Annotated in this window: 18 protein-coding genes; 16 read left to right on the top strand and 2 right to left on the bottom strand. The window is 46.1% G+C overall.

Annotation, left to right across the window (positions count from 1 at the left end; all coding sequences use genetic code 11):
* Positions 1 to 8: 8 nt before the first annotated feature.
* The 13 genes from flaG to fliJ all read left to right on the top strand — a co-directional run bounded on the left by flaG (position 9) and on the right by fliJ (position 13,506).
* Positions 9 to 443, top strand: a complete 435-nt coding sequence (gene flaG, locus J4N43_RS04130) for a flagellar protein FlaG (protein ID WP_005384493.1) — start codon at positions 9 to 11, stop codon at positions 441 to 443.
* A 21-nt stretch (positions 444 to 464) separates the two neighbouring features.
* Positions 465 to 2,459, top strand: a complete 1,995-nt coding sequence (gene fliD, locus J4N43_RS04135) for a flagellar filament capping protein FliD (protein WP_062730486.1) — start codon at positions 465 to 467, stop codon at positions 2,457 to 2,459.
* A 3-nt stretch (positions 2,460 to 2,462) separates the two neighbouring features.
* Entirely contained in the window at positions 2,463 to 2,768 is a 306-nt protein-coding gene (locus J4N43_RS04140; protein ID WP_005380456.1) for a flagellar protein FliT, read from the top strand.
* A 12-nt stretch (positions 2,769 to 2,780) separates the two neighbouring features.
* Positions 2,781 to 3,191, top strand: a complete 411-nt coding sequence (gene fliS, locus J4N43_RS04145) for a flagellar export chaperone FliS (RefSeq protein ID WP_005380457.1) — start codon at positions 2,781 to 2,783, stop codon at positions 3,189 to 3,191.
* Positions 3,192 to 3,478: 287 nt separating this feature from the next.
* Entirely contained in the window at positions 3,479 to 4,945 is a 1,467-nt protein-coding gene (locus J4N43_RS04150) for a sigma-54 dependent transcriptional regulator (RefSeq protein WP_005384490.1), read from the top strand.
* Positions 4,946 to 5,144: 199 nt separating this feature from the next.
* Positions 5,145 to 6,176: a sensor histidine kinase gene (locus tag J4N43_RS04155; protein WP_005380459.1), complete on the top strand. Its 1,032-nt coding sequence runs from the start codon at positions 5,145 to 5,147 to the stop codon at positions 6,174 to 6,176.
* A gap of 36 nt (positions 6,177 to 6,212) precedes the next feature.
* Entirely contained in the window at positions 6,213 to 7,622 is a 1,410-nt protein-coding gene (locus J4N43_RS04160) for a sigma-54-dependent transcriptional regulator (RefSeq protein ID WP_054576279.1), read from the top strand.
* 122 nt (positions 7,623 to 7,744) lie between these two features.
* Positions 7,745 to 8,056 (top strand): flagellar hook-basal body complex protein FliE, encoded by a 312-nt coding sequence (gene fliE / locus J4N43_RS04165; protein WP_005384482.1) that lies wholly within the window; start codon positions 7,745 to 7,747, stop codon positions 8,054 to 8,056.
* Positions 8,057 to 8,070: 14 nt separating this feature from the next.
* Entirely contained in the window at positions 8,071 to 9,813 is a 1,743-nt protein-coding gene (gene fliF, locus J4N43_RS04170; protein ID WP_005380462.1) for a flagellar basal-body MS-ring/collar protein FliF, read from the top strand.
* Positions 9,806 to 10,861 carry a flagellar motor switch protein FliG gene (gene fliG / locus J4N43_RS04175; RefSeq protein WP_005380470.1) on the top strand — a complete coding sequence of 352 codons (1,056 nt, stop codon included), beginning with the start codon at positions 9,806 to 9,808 and terminating at the stop codon, positions 10,859 to 10,861. The genes fliF and fliG overlap by 8 nt, the downstream gene beginning before the upstream one ends.
* A gap of 71 nt (positions 10,862 to 10,932) precedes the next feature.
* Positions 10,933 to 11,733, top strand: coding sequence for a flagellar assembly protein FliH (gene fliH / locus J4N43_RS04180; protein WP_005394317.1), 801 nt, complete (start codon positions 10,933 to 10,935; stop codon positions 11,731 to 11,733).
* Positions 11,734 to 11,736: 3 nt separating this feature from the next.
* Positions 11,737 to 13,056 (top strand): flagellar protein export ATPase FliI, encoded by a 1,320-nt coding sequence (fliI, locus tag J4N43_RS04185; RefSeq protein ID WP_005384474.1) that lies wholly within the window; start codon positions 11,737 to 11,739, stop codon positions 13,054 to 13,056.
* 6 nt (positions 13,057 to 13,062) lie between these two features.
* The gene (fliJ, locus tag J4N43_RS04190; RefSeq protein ID WP_005380474.1) at positions 13,063 to 13,506 is read left to right on the top strand and encodes a flagellar export protein FliJ; all 444 of its coding nucleotides are present in this window, start codon (positions 13,063 to 13,065) and stop codon (positions 13,504 to 13,506) included.
* A gap of 40 nt (positions 13,507 to 13,546) precedes the next feature.
* Here fliJ and J4N43_RS04195 read toward each other — a convergent pair whose 3' ends face one another.
* Together J4N43_RS04195 and J4N43_RS04200 are read right to left on the bottom strand one after the other, a co-directional pair.
* Positions 13,547 to 13,861, bottom strand: coding sequence for an NIPSNAP family protein (locus J4N43_RS04195; RefSeq protein ID WP_017635953.1), 315 nt, complete (start codon positions 13,859 to 13,861; stop codon positions 13,547 to 13,549).
* A 39-nt stretch (positions 13,862 to 13,900) separates the two neighbouring features.
* Positions 13,901 to 14,044, bottom strand: coding sequence for a hypothetical protein (locus tag J4N43_RS04200; protein ID WP_005394314.1), 144 nt, complete (start codon positions 14,042 to 14,044; stop codon positions 13,901 to 13,903).
* 97 nt (positions 14,045 to 14,141) lie between these two features.
* Between J4N43_RS04200 and J4N43_RS04205 the strand changes: the two genes are divergently transcribed.
* The 3 genes from J4N43_RS04205 (at position 14,142) to fliM (ending at position 17,638) form a co-directional block, all read left to right on the top strand.
* Positions 14,142 to 15,995 carry a flagellar hook-length control protein FliK gene (locus J4N43_RS04205; protein ID WP_062730487.1) on the top strand — a complete coding sequence of 618 codons (1,854 nt, stop codon included), beginning with the start codon at positions 14,142 to 14,144 and terminating at the stop codon, positions 15,993 to 15,995.
* A gap of 85 nt (positions 15,996 to 16,080) precedes the next feature.
* A complete protein-coding gene (fliL, locus tag J4N43_RS04210; protein WP_005380477.1) occupies positions 16,081 to 16,584 on the top strand; it encodes a flagellar basal body-associated protein FliL in 504 nt (167 codons plus the stop codon).
* Between the two features lie 7 nt (positions 16,585 to 16,591).
* Positions 16,592 to 17,638, top strand: coding sequence for a flagellar motor switch protein FliM (gene fliM, locus J4N43_RS04215; RefSeq protein ID WP_005380478.1), 1,047 nt, complete (start codon positions 16,592 to 16,594; stop codon positions 17,636 to 17,638).
* Positions 17,639 to 17,656: the final 18 nt, after the last annotated feature.

Below are 17,656 nucleotides of genomic sequence, written 5' to 3' on the forward strand. Positions count from 1 at the left end.
AGATTGTAATGGATATATCCTCCTACGCATCGAACATCCAGCCTTACGGCACGCCTAATGGCACAAAGTTTGCAAATAAAAATGGCAATGATATAGGCACGTCTAGCCCAGCAAATTCAAATGGTGAGATTTCGCCGCAAAAAGCGAAAAACACCGAATACGATTTCTCTGTTCAAGCTGCGATCGAGATGGCTGAAAGCCGTCAAGAACTGAACAAAGAAGAACGTGAAAAATTGGTCGCACAAATGAATGAATTTGTAACGTCCATAAACAAAGGAGTCGCATTTCGAGTGGATGAAGAATCCGGACGAGATGTGGTGACGATTTATGAAGCCAATACCGGTGACGTGATTCGTCAAATTCCTGATGAAGAAATGCTAGTGGTATTGCGTCGCCTAGCTGAGCACACAGCCAACAGCGGGTTGTTGACTGAAAAAGTGTAAGTCGTTTTTAGAGGTGATTTGATGAGTTTAGGCCCTTTGGGGATGTCTGGCGGCATGGATATTAATTCCATGGTCAGCAAAATTGTGGATGCCGAACGCGTACCAAAGCAGCAACGCATCGACAACGAACGCACGACAATTAATGCCAGTATCAGTGCTTACGGACGACTCAGAGAATCATTGGATACGATGAAAAATCTCATGGCGAACTTTCGCCAGGAGAAAGCATTTGCCGTTCGCACTGTCGAAACGACCGATGACAATATCGTATCTGCCACGGCAACCACAGATGCTATCGCTGGCAAATATGCTATCGATGTGTTGCAGCTTGCTCAGAGCCATAAAGTCGCTTCTGACGTATTGCCAGAAGACGCAAAATTTGGCCCTGGTAAGCTGCAGATTTCGCTTGGTGATGAGCGTTTTAATATCGATGTTCGTTCCCGATCTAAGCTCATCGATGTCGTACGTGGCATCAATGGCGCTAAAGATAACCCTGGCGTTCGTGCATCTCTTATTAACGACGTCGAAGGTCCACGCCTTATCCTTGCTTCTAACCTCTCTGGTAAGGATCATCAAATCAGAGTCAGTGTGGAGGCAGAAAAAGGCAACCCTCTTAAATATTTCGAATACCAAACACTTGAAGACCGCGTCAACGCGCTTGAAGAAGCTCGTTCAGCGGCGGAAGATGTCTTAGGTCCTCTTAAATTTCCGGAACAACCAGCAGAAGAGCTGGATGTAAACGGCAATCCTCTACCTCCAGAAGAGCAAAAAGCGGCAGACGATGTACAAGATGATGCATCGCAGGCGCCAATCTCTGCGGCGGGTGCAGAAGCAGCCAAAGCTGGTCAAGAAGCCATTGATGAAGCCAACCGACGCGCGAGCTTACGCCCTGAAGACAGAATTCCAGGGTGGACAGAAACTGCGTCAGGTACTTTGTTGGACTCTTATGAAGAACCAGAGCTCGAACTCGACGAAAAGGCAATAGAGAAGGCACCAGATGTACCAGGCTGGAATAATGCCGCATCGGGCACCCTAACCGATTCTTACGTTACGACGAAAGAGGCTAAGCAGCTTCTTGAGCAAGAAAAAGCAGAAATCGAGCAAAAAATTGCGAGTGAAAAGCAAGCGTTAGACGAAAAAGTGGCACGTGGTGAACTTTCCGAAGCGCAAGCTAAGCAAATTCATCGCGCTAAACTTGATCCTCAAGAACGTGAGCGTCTGGAAAAAATTGATGAAGCAGAAGCGAAAATCGCAAAGGCACAATCTGCTTTTGAACAATACCTTGGGATGACAGAAGTACAAGCAGGGCAAGATTCAGAAGTTCTGCTTGATGGCGTGGCAAAGCTATCTAGCCACAACAATGTGATTGAAGATGCGATCGAAGGTGTTGATTTAACACTAAAAGGCAAATCAGAACCGAATAAACCGCCTGCTGAAATTGGTGTCGAGTACGACCGTCAAAGTGTACGCAACGATATCGAAAACTTTGTGGCAGCGTATAACTCGTTTTATCAAACCTCCCAAGCGTTGGCGAGTGTGGATCCGGTAACTGGTCAAAAAGGGCCGTTGTCAGGTGACAGCACCGTACGCAGTGCAGATTCACGATTAAAATCGGTCTTTTCTACTCGAATCGATAAAGCACCTGAAAACCTAAAGTCCTTAACAGAATTTGGCATTACGACCACACGTCAAGGCACCCTAGAAATCAACTATGACATGCTAGACCGCCAGTTGAACAATAACTTCAACGAGTTAGAAAAGTTCTTCGGTGGCAACACAGGTTTTGCTAAACGAGTAGAAGATGCGATTCACGGTATCACAGGTATTACAGGCAGTATTCGTACTCGAGAAAAAAGTCTCACAGAACAAAACTACCGTTTGAGTGACGATCAAGCGGCATTAGATCGCCGCATGGAAAGCCTAGAGAAGCGTACTCATGCGAAGTTTACCGCGATGCAAGATGCGACCGGTAAAATGCAGGGCCAGTTAGGCGCTTTGATGAGTGCGTTGGGTTAATAAATGCAAAAAGAACTCATGGAAATTAGTGATATAGATCAACTAATTACGCAAGAATTAGAAAAAATTGATTTTAATGCTGAAGAAATTCTTCGCTTGGTCGATATCAGGGAACGGTTATTGCAAAACCTGTTACCAATTATTCATCAAAATCCTTTGGTTAAGCAGGATGCAGAGTGGCAAGCATTGCTAACTCGTACCAAAAGAATTGTCGAGCTGATGCAATCGGAAACGTCAAAGGTCGGAAAAGAGCTCCATAAGTTTCGTTATGGCCAGCGTTCACTTCAGCAGTACAAAAAATTTATTTAAAAGAGGATTACTATGCGCGGTTCTTTGCAAGCATACAAAAAGGTATCAGTCGACAGCCAGCTTAGCGCGGCTTCTCCGCACAAAGTCATTCAAATGCTTATGGCTGGTGCGATTGAGCGCCTTATTCAAGGTAAAGCAGCCATGCAAGCAGGCAATATTCCAGCAAAAGGTGAGCGCTTAGGTAAAGCGTTAGACATCATTATCGCGCTACGCAGCTGTCTATCTATGGATGACGGTGGTGATATTGCTTCAAACTTAGATTCACTGTATGAGTTTATGATCACGCAAATTTCTGCTGCTAACCATCAAAATGAGCCTCAGCTGATCGACGACGTTATCGACATTATCCGTGAGATCAAGTCCGCTTGGGACCAAATCCCAACAGAGTTTCATAATCTTACCGCTGCTGAAGTTGGTATTTAATAGTCAAAACAATGCGTTAAGATACTAGACGAATATATTTGTCAATTGCGCAACGAGTTGTGTAGCAAAGTTTCTATCAAGCTCACACCTCTCCATTGCTTAGTTGCCTTATTTTTATATTCAAATAAAATAGAAGCCATTAGTAGCCCTAATGGCTTTTTTGTTGCTGATTTTCCTATTTTGTCTATCGTAAATTGAGTGTGGTGGTTCTGCCTTCTTTAGCACCCAATTGCGCAAATCAAGGTTTGGCCGCAACGCACCTAAAATAAAGGCAATCATTCTTACTTATGCATGGTTTGGCAAAGCTGCTTGTAATTGATGATGACGCATCAAGTCGTTTAAATTTAAGCAATATATTGGAATTTGTTGGAGAAAATTGCGAAGCGGTCAGTTCTGATCAGCTCAGCGATGTTGATTGGTCTAGCGTATGGTCGTGCTGTATTGTTGGTAATATTCCAGCAGGTCAAGCGGCGAGTACGGTTATCTCTCATTTAAACAGCGCTTACCACATCCCTCTTCTAGTCATGGGCCGTTTTCCTTTGCCTGTTGATGATCTTCCAAATTTTGTTGGTGAACTAGAGCTGCCGCTTAATTACCCACAGCTTAGTGAAGCGTTACGCCACTGCAAAGATTTTCTGGGGCGAAAAGGAGTGAATGTTGTTGCTAGTGCACGCAAAAACACGCTTTTTCGCAGCTTAGTTGGTCAAAGTAGAGGTATTCAAGAAGTTCGACACCTGATCGAGCAAGTATCAAACACGGAAGCAAACGTGTTGATCTTAGGTGAGTCCGGTACGGGTAAAGAAGTTGTTGCGCGTAACATCCACTATCACTCTTCATACCGCGATGGCGCATTTGTACCTATTAACTGTGGTGCAATACCGCCTGAGCTCCTAGAAAGCGAATTATTTGGTCACGAAAAAGGCGCGTTTACTGGTGCGTTAACTGCCCGTAAAGGTCGATTTGAGCTCGCAGACGGTGGCACTATCTTTCTTGATGAGATTGGCGATATGCCAATGTCGATGCAAGTAAAGTTGCTTCGTGTATTGCAAGAACGCTGCTTTGAACGTGTAGGTGGCAATAGTACCATCAAGGTAAATGTTCGAGTTGTGGCGGCGACACACCGTAATCTAGAAAATATGATTGAAGAAGGTACGTTCCGAGAAGACTTGTTCTATCGTCTGAACGTGTTTCCAATTGAGATGCCAGCGCTGAAAGAGCGCAAACAAGATATACCATTGCTGCTGCAAGAACTGATGACACGTTTAGAGGCGGAGGGCGGACAACCTATCTGCTTTACACCTCGTGCAATCAACTCACTGATGGAGCATAACTGGCCGGGCAACGTACGCGAGTTGGCTAATCTTGTTGAGCGAATGATTATTCTGTATCCAAATAGCTTGGTGGATGTAAACCATCTACCAACCAAATATCGCTACAGTGACATCCCAGAGTTCCAACCAGAGAGCAACCCATTTGTTTCGGTGGAAGAGCAAGAGCGTGATGTATTCCAAGATATCTTCTCTGAAGATTTTAGCTTTGAAGATCAAGACGACCTTGATCACAGCATGAACGCCCCGCAAGCGCTGCCACCGGAAGGGGTTAATTTGAAAGAGCTGCTGGCTGATTTAGAAGTTAATATGATCAGCCAAGCATTAGAAGCGCAGGGTGGCGTTGTAGCAAGAGCGGCCGACATGCTGGGTATGCGACGTACTACGCTGGTGGAAAAAATGCGTAAGTACAACTTACAGCGCTAGGTAAAGTGAAGTTTTAAGACGATATCTGAATTATCACTTGTGCTAGTTAACATCGTTTTTCTGGCATCCAAAACCGTTATCTCTGAGTGTCAACTTATTGTCGATAGCTTAACGTCCTGATAAATATAAAAAATAGCTTGGTACGCTAATTGCTTACCAAGCTATTTTAGTTTTAGCGGCGATATTTCGACAGGCAGTAATGGATAACAACACCAATCAATCCCATTTAGATTCCGTAGAGAATCAGGTTGAGCGCTACAAACAGGTGCTCGATGTGATGCCTGCTGGAGTGATTTTGCTCGATACGTACGGAGTAGTGCGTGAAGCAAATCCAGAAGCGCACCGAATTCTTGAGATTCCACTGGTTAACGAAAAATGGTTCAACGTTATCCAGGCGGTGTTTGACCCACGTGAAGATGATGGCCATGAAGTTTCATTACGTAATGGCCGTAAAGTTCGACTCGCCATCTCGGCGTCCACAACAGGTCAATTGATCCTGATTACCGATTTAACCGAAACCCGTTTACTTCAAGCTCGTGTCAGTGATTTACAGCGCTTGTCGTCGTTAGGACGTATGGTTGCGTCGCTTGCTCACCAAGTAAGAACGCCGCTGTCGAGCGCTATGTTATATGCATCCAATTTGGGAGCGCCAAATCTTCCTCCAGCGACAAAAGATCGCTTCCAAACCAAATTAATGGATCGACTGCACGATTTGGAAAAGCAGGTTAATGATATGCTGCTTTTTGCTAAAGGTGGTGATAATAAAGTCATTAAGCCATTCACGATTGCCCAGTTGGTAGCGGAATACCAGCCGATGGTCGAAACCGCGCTAAAAAACAACAGTATTGATTACTGCCTAGAAGTGGAAGAAGAACAAACTGAGCTACTAGGCAATGCGAACGCCATTGCATCCGCATTAAGTAATCTGGTCATGAATGCGATTCAAATGTCTGGTAAAGAATCGCAAGTCGATATTTTTTTCCGCCCAGTAAATGGTGAGTTACGCATTTCTGTGCAAGACAGCGGACCGGGTGTGCCCGAAGAACTGCAAGCCAAAATCATGGAGCCATTTTTTACCACACGTTCTCAAGGAACTGGATTAGGGTTGGCAGTTGTTCAAATGGTTTGCCGTGCCCATGACGGTCGATTGGAGCTTATTTCAGAGCAGGGTGATGGAGCCTGCTTCACCATGTGCATTCCGCTAGAGCGAGTGCAAACAGAAGCGCAATAAGCGGCTTTTGGTAATAACAATTTCTGGAGAATCATAATGGCGCAAAGCAAAGTGCTGATCGTAGAAGACGATGAAGGTCTTCGTGAAGCCCTAGTCGATACTCTGGCTCTGGCAGGGTATGAGTGGTTGGAAGCGGACTGTGCTGAAGATGCACTGTTGAAGCTGAAATCGAATACGGTTGATATCGTCGTTTCTGATGTGCAAATGGCGGGTATGGGTGGCTTAGCTCTGCTCAAAAGCATCAAGCAGAATTGGCCTAACTTACCAGTATTGCTAATGACGGCGTACGCCAACATTGAAGATGCCGTGTCTGCAATGAAAGATGGCGCGATTGACTACATGGCGAAACCATTTGCACCAGAAGTGTTGCTAAATATGGTCAGTCGTTATGCACCGATAAAAAGTGATGACAACGGTGATGCTATCGTTGCTGATGAGAAAAGTCTGCGCTTACTCGCGTTGGCCGATAAAGTGGCACGTACAGATGCGAATGTTATGGTGCTAGGTCCGAGTGGCTCAGGTAAAGAAGTGATGTCGCGTTATATTCACAACGCGTCAAATCGTAAAAATGGTCCTTTTGTCGCAATTAACTGTGCCGCGATTCCTGACAATATGCTCGAAGCAACACTGTTTGGCTATGAAAAGGGTGCATTTACTGGTGCTGTTCAGGCATGCCCAGGAAAGTTTGAACAAGCGCAAGGTGGCACAATCTTGCTTGATGAAATCAGCGAAATGGACCTGAACCTGCAAGCGAAGTTGTTGCGTGTTTTGCAAGAGCGAGAAGTAGAGCGCCTAGGCAGTCGCAAAAGCATCAAGTTAGATGTTCGTGTGTTAGCGACGAGTAACCGTGATCTTAAGCAATACGTGTCAGAAGGAAACTTCAGAGAGGACTTATATTACCGCCTGAATGTATTCCCAATTGCGTGGCCTGCACTTAAAGAACGTAAAGGCGATATTGCACCGCTTGCCAAGCATCTTGCTGAGCGTCATTGCAGCAAAATGGGCATGCCAGTGCCTCAATTCTCGGCCGTTGCGTTAGAAAAACTATTGCAATACCCTTGGCCGGGTAATGTTCGTGAATTGGATAACGTGGTTCAACGAGCGCTGATATTAAGTGAAAATGGCGACATCGATGCAGAGCACATTTTGCTCGAGGGCGTAGATTGGCAAGATGCCAATAGCTTGCAACACGTGGTGCAAAATGCAGATATGGTCGTGCCCAATGTTAAGCCAGTTGCTCAAGCTGAGAGTGTCAGCCGCCCAGTAACTGGTGGAGAAGGCTTAGGCAGCGAGCTGCGCGATCAAGAATACGCCATTATTTTGGAGACTTTGGTTGAGTGTAATGGTCGACGCAAAGAAATGGCGGAGAAACTGGGTATAAGCCCTCGAACCTTGCGCTATAAGCTTGCCAAAATGCGTGATGCTGGTATAGATATCCCGAATTAACACAGACAACGGCCATAAGACGAAAAGTGTAAGTAAATTGATTGCTAATGTCTTATGGCACGTTAATTGCTGTGTCAATAATCAGTTTTGTTAATAGTCAATCTTTTGGCTTAGAGGTGCTAATGAAAATTGATGGTATTCAGGCAGAAATGCGCGCCATGATGGTAGAAGCAACCAATACGGCTCCTACTGCAAGTGGGGCGAAAGTTGGAGCGGATTTTAACGATCTCCTAACTAAAGCCATCAATAACGTGAACACACTTCAAAAAGCATCTGGTGATTTACAAACCCGTTTTGATCGTGGTGATGCCGATGTATCCCTTTCTGACGTTATGATCGCTCGTAACAAGTCTAGTGTCGCTTTTGATGCGACGGTTCAAATTCGCAATAAACTCGTTGAGGCATATAAAGATCTCATGAACATGCCAGTGTAATTTAGGTAATAAGTGTGGCAGACAAGTCTACAGATTTAACCGTCACTGAAGGCGGCTCAGATGGTGCACTGGTAGCAAGTTCCGATGTGGATGTGGAGAGTCAAAATCCAGATCTAGAGGAGCGTAGTGCGTCAAAATTCGATATGGCAGTGGGCGACCTCGATTTACTTCGTCAGGTTGTGCTTGTGCTGTCGATATCCATCTGTGTTGCATTGATCGTGATGCTGTTCTTTTGGGTCAAAGAACCGGAGATGCGCCCACTTGGTGCGTATGAGACCGAAGAATTGATCCCCGTTCTGGATTATCTGGACCAGCAGAAAATCAATTATAAGCTTGATGGCAATACTGTTTCTGTTGAATCGAGTGAGTACAACTCGATCAAACTTGGCATGGTTCGTTCCGGCGTTAACCAAGCTACAGAAGCGGGCGATGATATTTTGCTGCAAGACATGGGTTTTGGTGTTTCACAACGTCTCGAGCAAGAGCGTCTCAAACTCAGTCGAGAGCGCCAATTGGCTCAAGCAATTGAAGAAATGAAGCAAGTTCGCAAAGCACGAGTGTTATTGGCACTGCCAAAGCACAGCGTGTTTGTGCGTCATAACCAAGAAGCTTCTGCGTCGGTATTTTTGACATTGTCGACAGGCACGAACCTTAAGCAGCAAGAAGTGGATTCTATTGTCGACATGGTGGCTAGTGCCGTGCCGGGAATGAAAACTTCTCGAATTACCGTCACAGATCAGCATGGCCGCTTACTCAGCTCAGGCTCCCAAGATCCCGCTTCTGCGGCACGACGCAAAGAACAAGAATTAGAACGCAGCCAAGAGCAAGCGCTGCGCGAAAAAATTGATTCCGTACTATTACCGATTTTAGGTTATGGCAACTATACGGCGCAGGTTGATATACAAATGGATTTCAGTGCGGTTGAACAAACTCGCAAACGCTTTGATCCGAACACCCCTGCGACCCGCAGTGAGTACGCACTCGAAGATTACAATAACGGTAACATGGTTGCGGGTATTCCGGGTGCGTTGAGTAATCAGCCTCCAGCGGATGCCTCAATTCCGCAAGATGTGGCTCAAATGAAAGATGGTTCTGTCATGGGGCAGGGTTCAGTTCGTAAAGAGTCCACGCGTAACTTTGAGCTAGATACCACCATCAGCCACGAGCGAAAGCAGACCGGGACGGTGGCTCGTCAGACCGTTTCTGTTGCGATTAAAGACCGTCGTCAAGTTAACCCTGATACGGGTGAAGTGACTTATACCCCAATGTCCGAATCTGAAATCAATGCCATTCGCCAAGTATTAATTGGTACCGTCGGCTTTGATCAAGGTCGTGGCGATTTACTGAATGTATTGAGTGTAAAGTTTGCTGAGCCAGAGGCTGAGCAGCTAGAAGAACCACCAATTTGGGAGCACCCTAACTTCAGTGATTGGGTTCGTTGGTTCGCAAGTGCATTAGTGATTATTGTGGTTGTGTTGGTTCTGGTTCGCCCAGCAATGAAGAAATTGCTTAACCCTACCAGCGATGATGAAGACGAAATGTACGGACCAGACGGCTTGCCGATTGGTGCGGATGGTGAAACTAGCTTGATTGGCAGTGACATCGAAAGCAGCGAACTGTTCGAGTTTGGCTCAAGTATTGATTTGCCAAACCTTCATAAAGATGAAGATGTATTGAAAGCGGTTCGCGCTCTGGTTGCGAATGAACCTGAACTGGCTGCTCAAGTAGTGAAAAACTGGATGAATGACAATGGCTAACGATATCGTACCTCAAGATGACAACGCCGCGGGAATGCCAGTAGAGCTGGATGTTTCAACCATTACTGGCGAAGAAAAAGCGGCAATTTTGCTACTGAGCCTTAATGAACAAGATGCAGCTGGCATTATCCGTCACCTAGAACCAAAACAGGTTCAGCGTGTTGGTAGTGCGATGGCTCGCGCGAAGGATCTCAGCCAAGACAAGGTATCTGCTGTTCATCGTGCGTTTTTGGAGGATATCCAGAAATACACCAACATTGGTATGGGCAGCGAAGACTTTATGCGTAATGCACTGGTTGCCGCTCTTGGTGAAGACAAAGCCAACAACTTAGTTGACCAGATCCTACTTGGTACGGGCTCAAAAGGCTTGGATTCTTTGAAATGGATGGACCCACGCCAAGTGGCGAGCATTATTGTCAATGAACACCCACAGATTCAAACTATCGTATTGTCTTATTTAGAAGCAGACCAATCTGCAGAGATTTTGTCTCAGTTCCCTGAGCGCGTGCGTTTGGATCTGATGATGCGTATTGCCAACCTTGAAGAAGTTCAGCCATCAGCATTGGCAGAGCTGAACGAAATCATGGAGAAACAGTTCGCGGGTCAAGCGGGTGCACAAGCAGCCAAAATTGGCGGCCTGAAAGCAGCAGCGGAGATCATGAACTACCTAGACAACAACGTCGAAGGTTTGTTGATGGAACAAATTCGCGATCAGGACGAAGACATGGCGACGCAAATCCAAGACCTAATGTTTGTCTTCGAAAACTTAGTCGAGGTGGACGACCAAGGTATTCAGAAGTTGCTGCGTGACGTACCACAAGACGTGTTGCAAAAAGCACTCAAAGGTGCAGATGACTCGTTACGTGAGAAAGTCTTCAAGAACATGTCTAAACGTGCTGCTGATATGATGCGTGATGACATAGAAGCGATGCCGCCAGTACGAGTGGCAGATGTAGAAGCCGCTCAGAAAGAAATCTTAGCAATTGCCCGTCGAATGGCGGATGCTGGTGAGCTCATGTTGTCTGGCGGTGCTGACGAATTCTTATAATTTCTATTGCTTCGCAATTATCCTATTGCGGAGCACCCTCACTTCTTAATCGAACACACAATAGGTAACCCATGGCTGGCGATAGAAAACGTGGATTTATCCGTCCTGATGAAGATGATTCGATGATCGAACCTCAACGTTGGGGGCTGCCTGATTATGGCGAGCCTAAAGCCAAACAAGCAAAACAAACCGCGTTCAACTATGACCCGGGGTGGGTGCCGAATTTTGATGAGCCTGAAGAAGAGCAGCCACTTGCGCTAACCGAAGAGCAAATTGAACTGATTAAGCAAGGTGCTTATCAAGAAGGCTTACATCAAGGTCAGGAAGCTGGCTTTAAGCAAGGTTACGACAAAGGTAAAGAAGAAGGGTTGCAAGCCGGCCATGCTGAAGGTCTCGAGCTCGGAAAAGCTGAAGGGGTAACTGCAGGGCAAGAATACATTCAGCAGCAAGTTGAAACTTTTATGAACTTGGCCAATCAGTTTGCTCAACCTTTGGAGTTGATGAATGCTCAGGTTGAAAAGCAGCTGGTGGATATGGTGCTCTGCTTAGTCAAAGAAGTGGTGCACGTTGAAGTACAAACCAACCCTCAAATTATTTTAGATACAGTGAAGCAGTCGGTCGAAGCGCTACCAATATCAGGCCACCCTATTACCTTGCACCTGAATCCAGAAGATGTCGCGATTATTCGTTCAGCTTATGGTGAAGAAGACCTTAATTGTCGCAACTGGACGTTAGTTGCTGAGCCATCGCTCAATCGAGGTGATGTCCAGATTGAAGCCGGCGAATCAAGCATTAATTATCGCATGGAAGAACGCGTCAAAAGCGTATTGCACAGCTTTTGTGGCGCAAACCGTCATCAAGAGGGTGAGTAATCCATGCAAGCACTCGCTGACCGCTTAAAAAGCTACAAAGTTGAAGGCCTTACGACGCGCCCTGTCGCCTCTGGCAAACTGGTGCGTGTGGTTGGGTTAACGTTGGAAGCAACCGGCTGTCGCGCACCAATTGGCAGTTTATGCTTAGTGGAAACCATGTCAGGTCAGATGGAAGCCGAGGTTGTCGGCTTTTCAGGTGACAACCTATTTTTAATGCCAAGTGAACAAATTACGGGCATTTTACCTGGCGCGAGAGTCACCCCTTTAACCAGTGACGCTGGTTTGCCTGTCGGCATGGAGCTACTTGGGCGCGTTATAGACGGGGTTGGGAATCCACTTGATGGACTTGGCCCTTTGTATACCGATCACCGTGCCTCTTTTAATGCCGAACCAATTAACCCATTGGCTCGAAAGCCAATTTCTGAACCGCTCGATGTTGGCCTAAAAGCTATCAATGGTTTGTTGACGGTCGGTAAAGGTCAGCGTATCGGTCTGTTTGCAGGTTCTGGTGTGGGTAAATCGGTCACGCTTGGCATGATGACGCGAGGTACCACCGCACAGGTTGTGGTCGTCGGCCTGATAGGTGAGCGTGGACGTGAAGTTAAAGAATTCATCGAAGAGATCTTGGGTGAGGACGGTCGTCGCCGCTCAGTGGTGGTCGCGGCGCCTGCCGATGCTTCACCTCTAATGCGCTTAAAGGGGTGCCAAACGGCATTAACGATTGCTGAATACTTCCGGGACCAAGGGTTAGATGTTCTGCTATTGATGGACTCGTTGACTCGTTTTGCACAAGCACAGCGTGAAATCGCACTTTCTGTTGGTGAGCCGCCAGCGACGAAAGGCTACCCGCCTTCTGTATTTGCCAAGCTGCCAGCGCTGGTTGAGCGAGCGGGTAATGGAAGTGCCGAACAAGGCTCGATTACGGCGTTCTTTACCGTGTTGACCGAAGGGGATGATTTGCAAGATCCGATAGCGGACGCATCGCGAGCCATTCTTGATGGCCATATTGTACTTTCTCGTGAAATGGCGGATGCAGGCCATTATCCGGCGATTGATGTCGAGAAGTCGGTGAGCCGTGTTATGCCGCAAATCACGACCGAAGAGCACGTTCTGATGTCAAAAGCGGTGCGACAGGTCTTGTCTATTTGTCGCAAGAATCAAGATTTGGTCTCGATTGGAGCGTACAAACCGGGTACCGATCCTGCTATTGATGGCGCATTTACTTTGAAACCGAAGTTAGACGAATACTTGCAGCAGAGCATGAAAGAATCGGTGCCATACGATATGTGCGTCAATATGCTTAGAAACATTTTGGGTGGGTGATAGCGCGTGAATAATGCGATGGAGTTTTTACTTGAGCAAACTAAGGATCGTGAAGACCAAGCTGTGCTTGCACTGAACAAAGCGCGTTCTGAACTCGAAGATTATTACCGTCAGGTTGAACAAATTGAAAAGTATCGGCTTGATTATTGCCAGCAGCTCGTCGACCGTGGTCAGGCGGGCCTAACGGCAAGTCAATATGGACACTTAAATCGATTCCTTACCCAGCTAGATGAGACTTTATCTAAGCAAAAGCAAGCAGAAAGTCATTTCAAAGAGCAGGTTGAAAACTGTAAAGAATATTGGTTAACCGTGCGTAAAGAACGCAAATCCTATGAGTGGATGATAGACAAACGCGAAAAAGAGAAACAACTTGCTGAAGCTAAGCGCGAACAAAAGCAAATGGACGAGTTTTCCACCTTACTTTACAGTCGAAAACCACATCGTTTCTAAAGGTTATCGGTTCGATATTGCATTACGGTGTTGCAGTTGACTACATCTCTACCGATTCAAGTAAGGTAACTTTGATTGAGTCTTGTTCAATTAGCTCAAATACCTTCGGTCGAATCTCGCGAACCCACCACTCGTTGTATGTTTTTTCGTAGAGAGCCTGGCGTGCTTGTTCATTGTCGAACTCTCTAAGCCAAACAAAATAGTCATGTCCATCATCACCAGTGTGGACGTAAGTATTCAGTACACGCATGCCTTGTGAACGTTGATAGGGCAACAGTTCTTCCTTCATCCAACTTAGCCACTGTTCTGTTTTGCCTGCTTTGATTCTATATTGGCGTAATTCTGTGATCTTCAAAGTGATTCCTTAATTGTTAAGCCAAGTGTCTGTTTACGCTTATCGTTTTTCAAAGTCAATCAAGTAGCTGTACATCATGTTAGGAACCAGGTTCTCGGATAGTACTGTTGATGTTTGTTCCATAAACATGCCATCTATTAGCTTGCCGAGAATTGGCTCAATATTGTGGTGTGATTTTTGCATTTTAGCTGTCAGTGTCGGGTCTTTTTGACCTTTGTTTGCCGCCAGTATTGCTGTCTGTCAGCGATACGCTCAGAGCCACGAGAACGAGAGTTTCTAAATGAGTGTGAATTTGTCCCATGTATCTGCGACTACCAAGACGCCAGTTTCTGATGTGTCCGCTAAAGCGTCCGCAGAGAGCACTGAAAGCAAGGGATTTTTAGAAACGTTAACCGATGCGTTTGCTGGTAAACAAAAGCCCGAAAAAGTAGCAACAGAATCGACAGTGGTTGAAGAAAAAGAAAGAGCGGATGTAGGCAGTACTTCTTCTGCTAACGTCTCGGACGAATTGTTGGCGCAAGAGAGCCAAGGATCCGTCAGTGACGGGCCCCATGATTTTGATGAAACATCAGCAAACAAACCGAATGCGACCCTAAGTGACAAGGCAAGTTTACAAAAGGCGAGTAACAGCACATCTTTGAAGCCTGATGTTGAAGCTATCGAAAAAGTGAAATCAACATCAATTGATACGAGTAACCCATCAAATACAATGGACGTAAAAAGCACGATGGGCGAAGGACAACAGCTTCTTGGTCGAATTGAACAAGCGAATCAAACCCTGAATGCGAGTAATGCATCCATCGATAGTGGCAAAGTTTTGCCTCAGAGAGCAAATTTAGTGCATTCGTTCCACGAGCAAGCAACCGTTTCGACAAACCTTGATGAGCTGGCTTTGAATGAAACGCCATTAGTTCATTCGCTTGAACAAGCACAGATGATCCCAGGACAAGACTTAGAGCCAATTTTAGATAAGAATGGTCAACCTATCGATATCGACAAACTCTCGTCTGAGTTTGCTGCTTGGCAAGAGCTAGCGAAACAAGCCAGCCATCCGACGACTAAGAGCGCAGTCAGTGGTGAAGTAGCTAATGAACTGTCGCCGTTGTTAACAGACGTTGATGGTTCCAACATCGACGCGCTTCCACGAGTCTCCTTGGATGAACTTGAAGTTATAGATACCAAGTTGGCGCAAGGAAAACCACTGACTCAGCAAGAAGCTCAGATCATTGAAAGGTTGAAACAAGGAACGATCACGGCGGATATTCCTGAGCAAGACCTTGCCCAATTTGTTGCGCTCCCTAATGACATTAAACAGATTCTCGCAGAGCAACAAGTACAACATAATTTAACTCGCCAGGCTGGACCTATGGCAGCGTCTCAGCAAATCCAGCATACAGCGGCTCAAGTACTCCAGCCACAAACTGCTCATAGTGGAGAAAAAGTCGCATTATCTCCAACGCCCGATATGTTGATAGCCGCGCAAGTGCCGACGTCGCTTCAAGGTGTGAAAGACGGAGAGATTAGCCAGAAAGTGATGAACGCAGCATTGGCGACTGGTGCGCTAAAGGCGACTGTGGATAAACAAGATAAGTCGGACCTCCAACATGGCTTCGCTGGACAGCTTCAGGCTATGGCAGGTCAGCAAGGAATTAATGTGCAGCAACAAACGCGTATTGATGCTGCACAACAAGCTCAGCTTCCGTTGCAACTAACTAAAGAGCTAGCCAACGAGCAAGTTGCGGAAAAAGTGCAAATGATGATGTCGAAGAATCTGAAAAATCTCGATATTCGTCTTGATCCACCAGAGTTAGGTCGTATGCAAATTCGTATGACCATGAATAACGACGTTGCCAATGTACATTTTACAGTGAACAACCCGCAAGCTCGTGACATTATTGAACAGACGCTCCCTCGTTTGAGAGAAATGCTAGCACAACAAGGTATGCAGCTGGCTGATTCTTCCGTCCAGCAACAAAACAGCGGGCAACAGCAAGGTAGGTATACTGCTGAACAACATGGTCAAAGCGCGCAAAGTGGCGGTTTTTCTGGACAGTCCGAAGAGGGTTTTGAATCTGATGTCAATCTGGATTTGAATGTCGCTTCAAAGCGTGATGGAATTAGTTTTTACGCATAAAAGGCCGTTTAACGGCAATGGAATATGGTTACCAAGCAACTCACTAAAACGTCTTGGTAACTCAAAAGAACAATAAGAGACAAGAATGGCAGAAGAACAGTTACAAGGGGCCGATGCGCCGAAAGGAAAAAGCAAGTTACTTATCATCATCATCGCTGTTGTAGTATTACTACTTGGTGGCGGGGCAGCGGCATTTTTTCTAATGGGCTCTGATGAACCTGCTCAGGCTGAATCGTCTCAACAGGCTCAAGTGAAGGCATCGGATGCTGCGCCCATCGCGTATGTGAATCTTCCTCAGGCATTTGTATTTAACGTTACTGGGGATAGCCGCGATAGGCTGGTTCAAATTAAAGCGCAGTTAATGGTTCGCGGTGCAGAAAATGAAGAGTTGGCGCGGTATCATTCGCCACTGATTGAAAGCTCTATGCTATCAACGTTTGCTTCCGCGACGGTTGATCAATTGCGCTCTCCTACAGGACGAGTGGAATTGCGCGATCGTGCTTCCGAAGATATCAAAGCAGCGCTGAATGCTGCGGTCGGTAAGCCAGTGATTGAAAAAGTACTGTTTACAGATTTTGTTATTCAATAGGTAAAACGTGACCGATCTATTAAGCCAAGACGAAATTGATGCGCTATTGCATGGGGTTGACGATGTTGATGACGTCGATGAACCGATAGAAAACGACACTGAGGGTGCCGTCAATTTTGATTTCTCGTCGCAAGACAGAATCGTACGTGGTCGAATGCCGACGCTCGAACTTATCAACGAGCGCTTTGCACGGCACATGCGTATTAGTCTGTTTAATATGCTGCGTAAAACGGCAGAGGTGTCGATCAATGGCGTGCAGATGATGAAGTTTGGTGAATACCAGAACACATTGTACGTGCCAACCAGTTTGAACATGGTGCGTTTTCGTCCGTTAAAAGGCACTGCGTTGATCACCATGGAGGCTCGTTTAGTCTTTATTCTGGTAGAAAACTTCTTTGGCGGTGATGGTCGATTTCACGCCAAAATCGAAGGCCGCGAATTTACCCCAACGGAACGCCGCATCATTCAGTTGTTACTGAAAATTGTATTTGAAGATTATAAAGAAGCGTGGTCGCCAGTGATGGGGGTAGAGTTCGAATATCTCGACTCTGAAGTAAACCCAAGCATGGCAAACATTGTCAGCCCGACAGAAGTGATTGTCGTGAGTTCATTCCATATAGAAGTTGACGGCGGTGGCGGCGATTTTCATGTCGTTATGCCTTACTCCATGGTTGAGCCTATCCGTGAACTATTGGATGCAGGTGTTCAGTCCGACAAGATGGAAACGGACGTTCGCTGGAGCTCAGCACTACGTGAAGAGATCATGGATTGTCCGGTTAACTTCCGCGTGAACTTGCTCGAAAAAGACATTTCTTTGCGTGATCTCATGGAGCTGCAACCGGGCGATATCATCCCGATTGAAATGCCAGAACATGCGACGATGTTTGTAGAAGACCTACCGACCTATCGCGTAAAAATGGGTCGATCGGAAGACAAATTAGCGGTGCAAATTTCTGAGGAAATTGAGCGCCCACATGTCGTCAAAACAGATTTAGCTTTCTTAGGTAAAGACATCATGTCCGAGCTTGAGAGTGAAGACGATATAGACCATTAAGATACCTTATTAAACAGA

The organism is Vibrio sp. SCSIO 43009, from assembly GCF_023716525.1.
GTDB classification, from domain to species: Bacteria; Pseudomonadota; Gammaproteobacteria; order Enterobacterales; family Vibrionaceae; genus Vibrio; species Vibrio alginolyticus.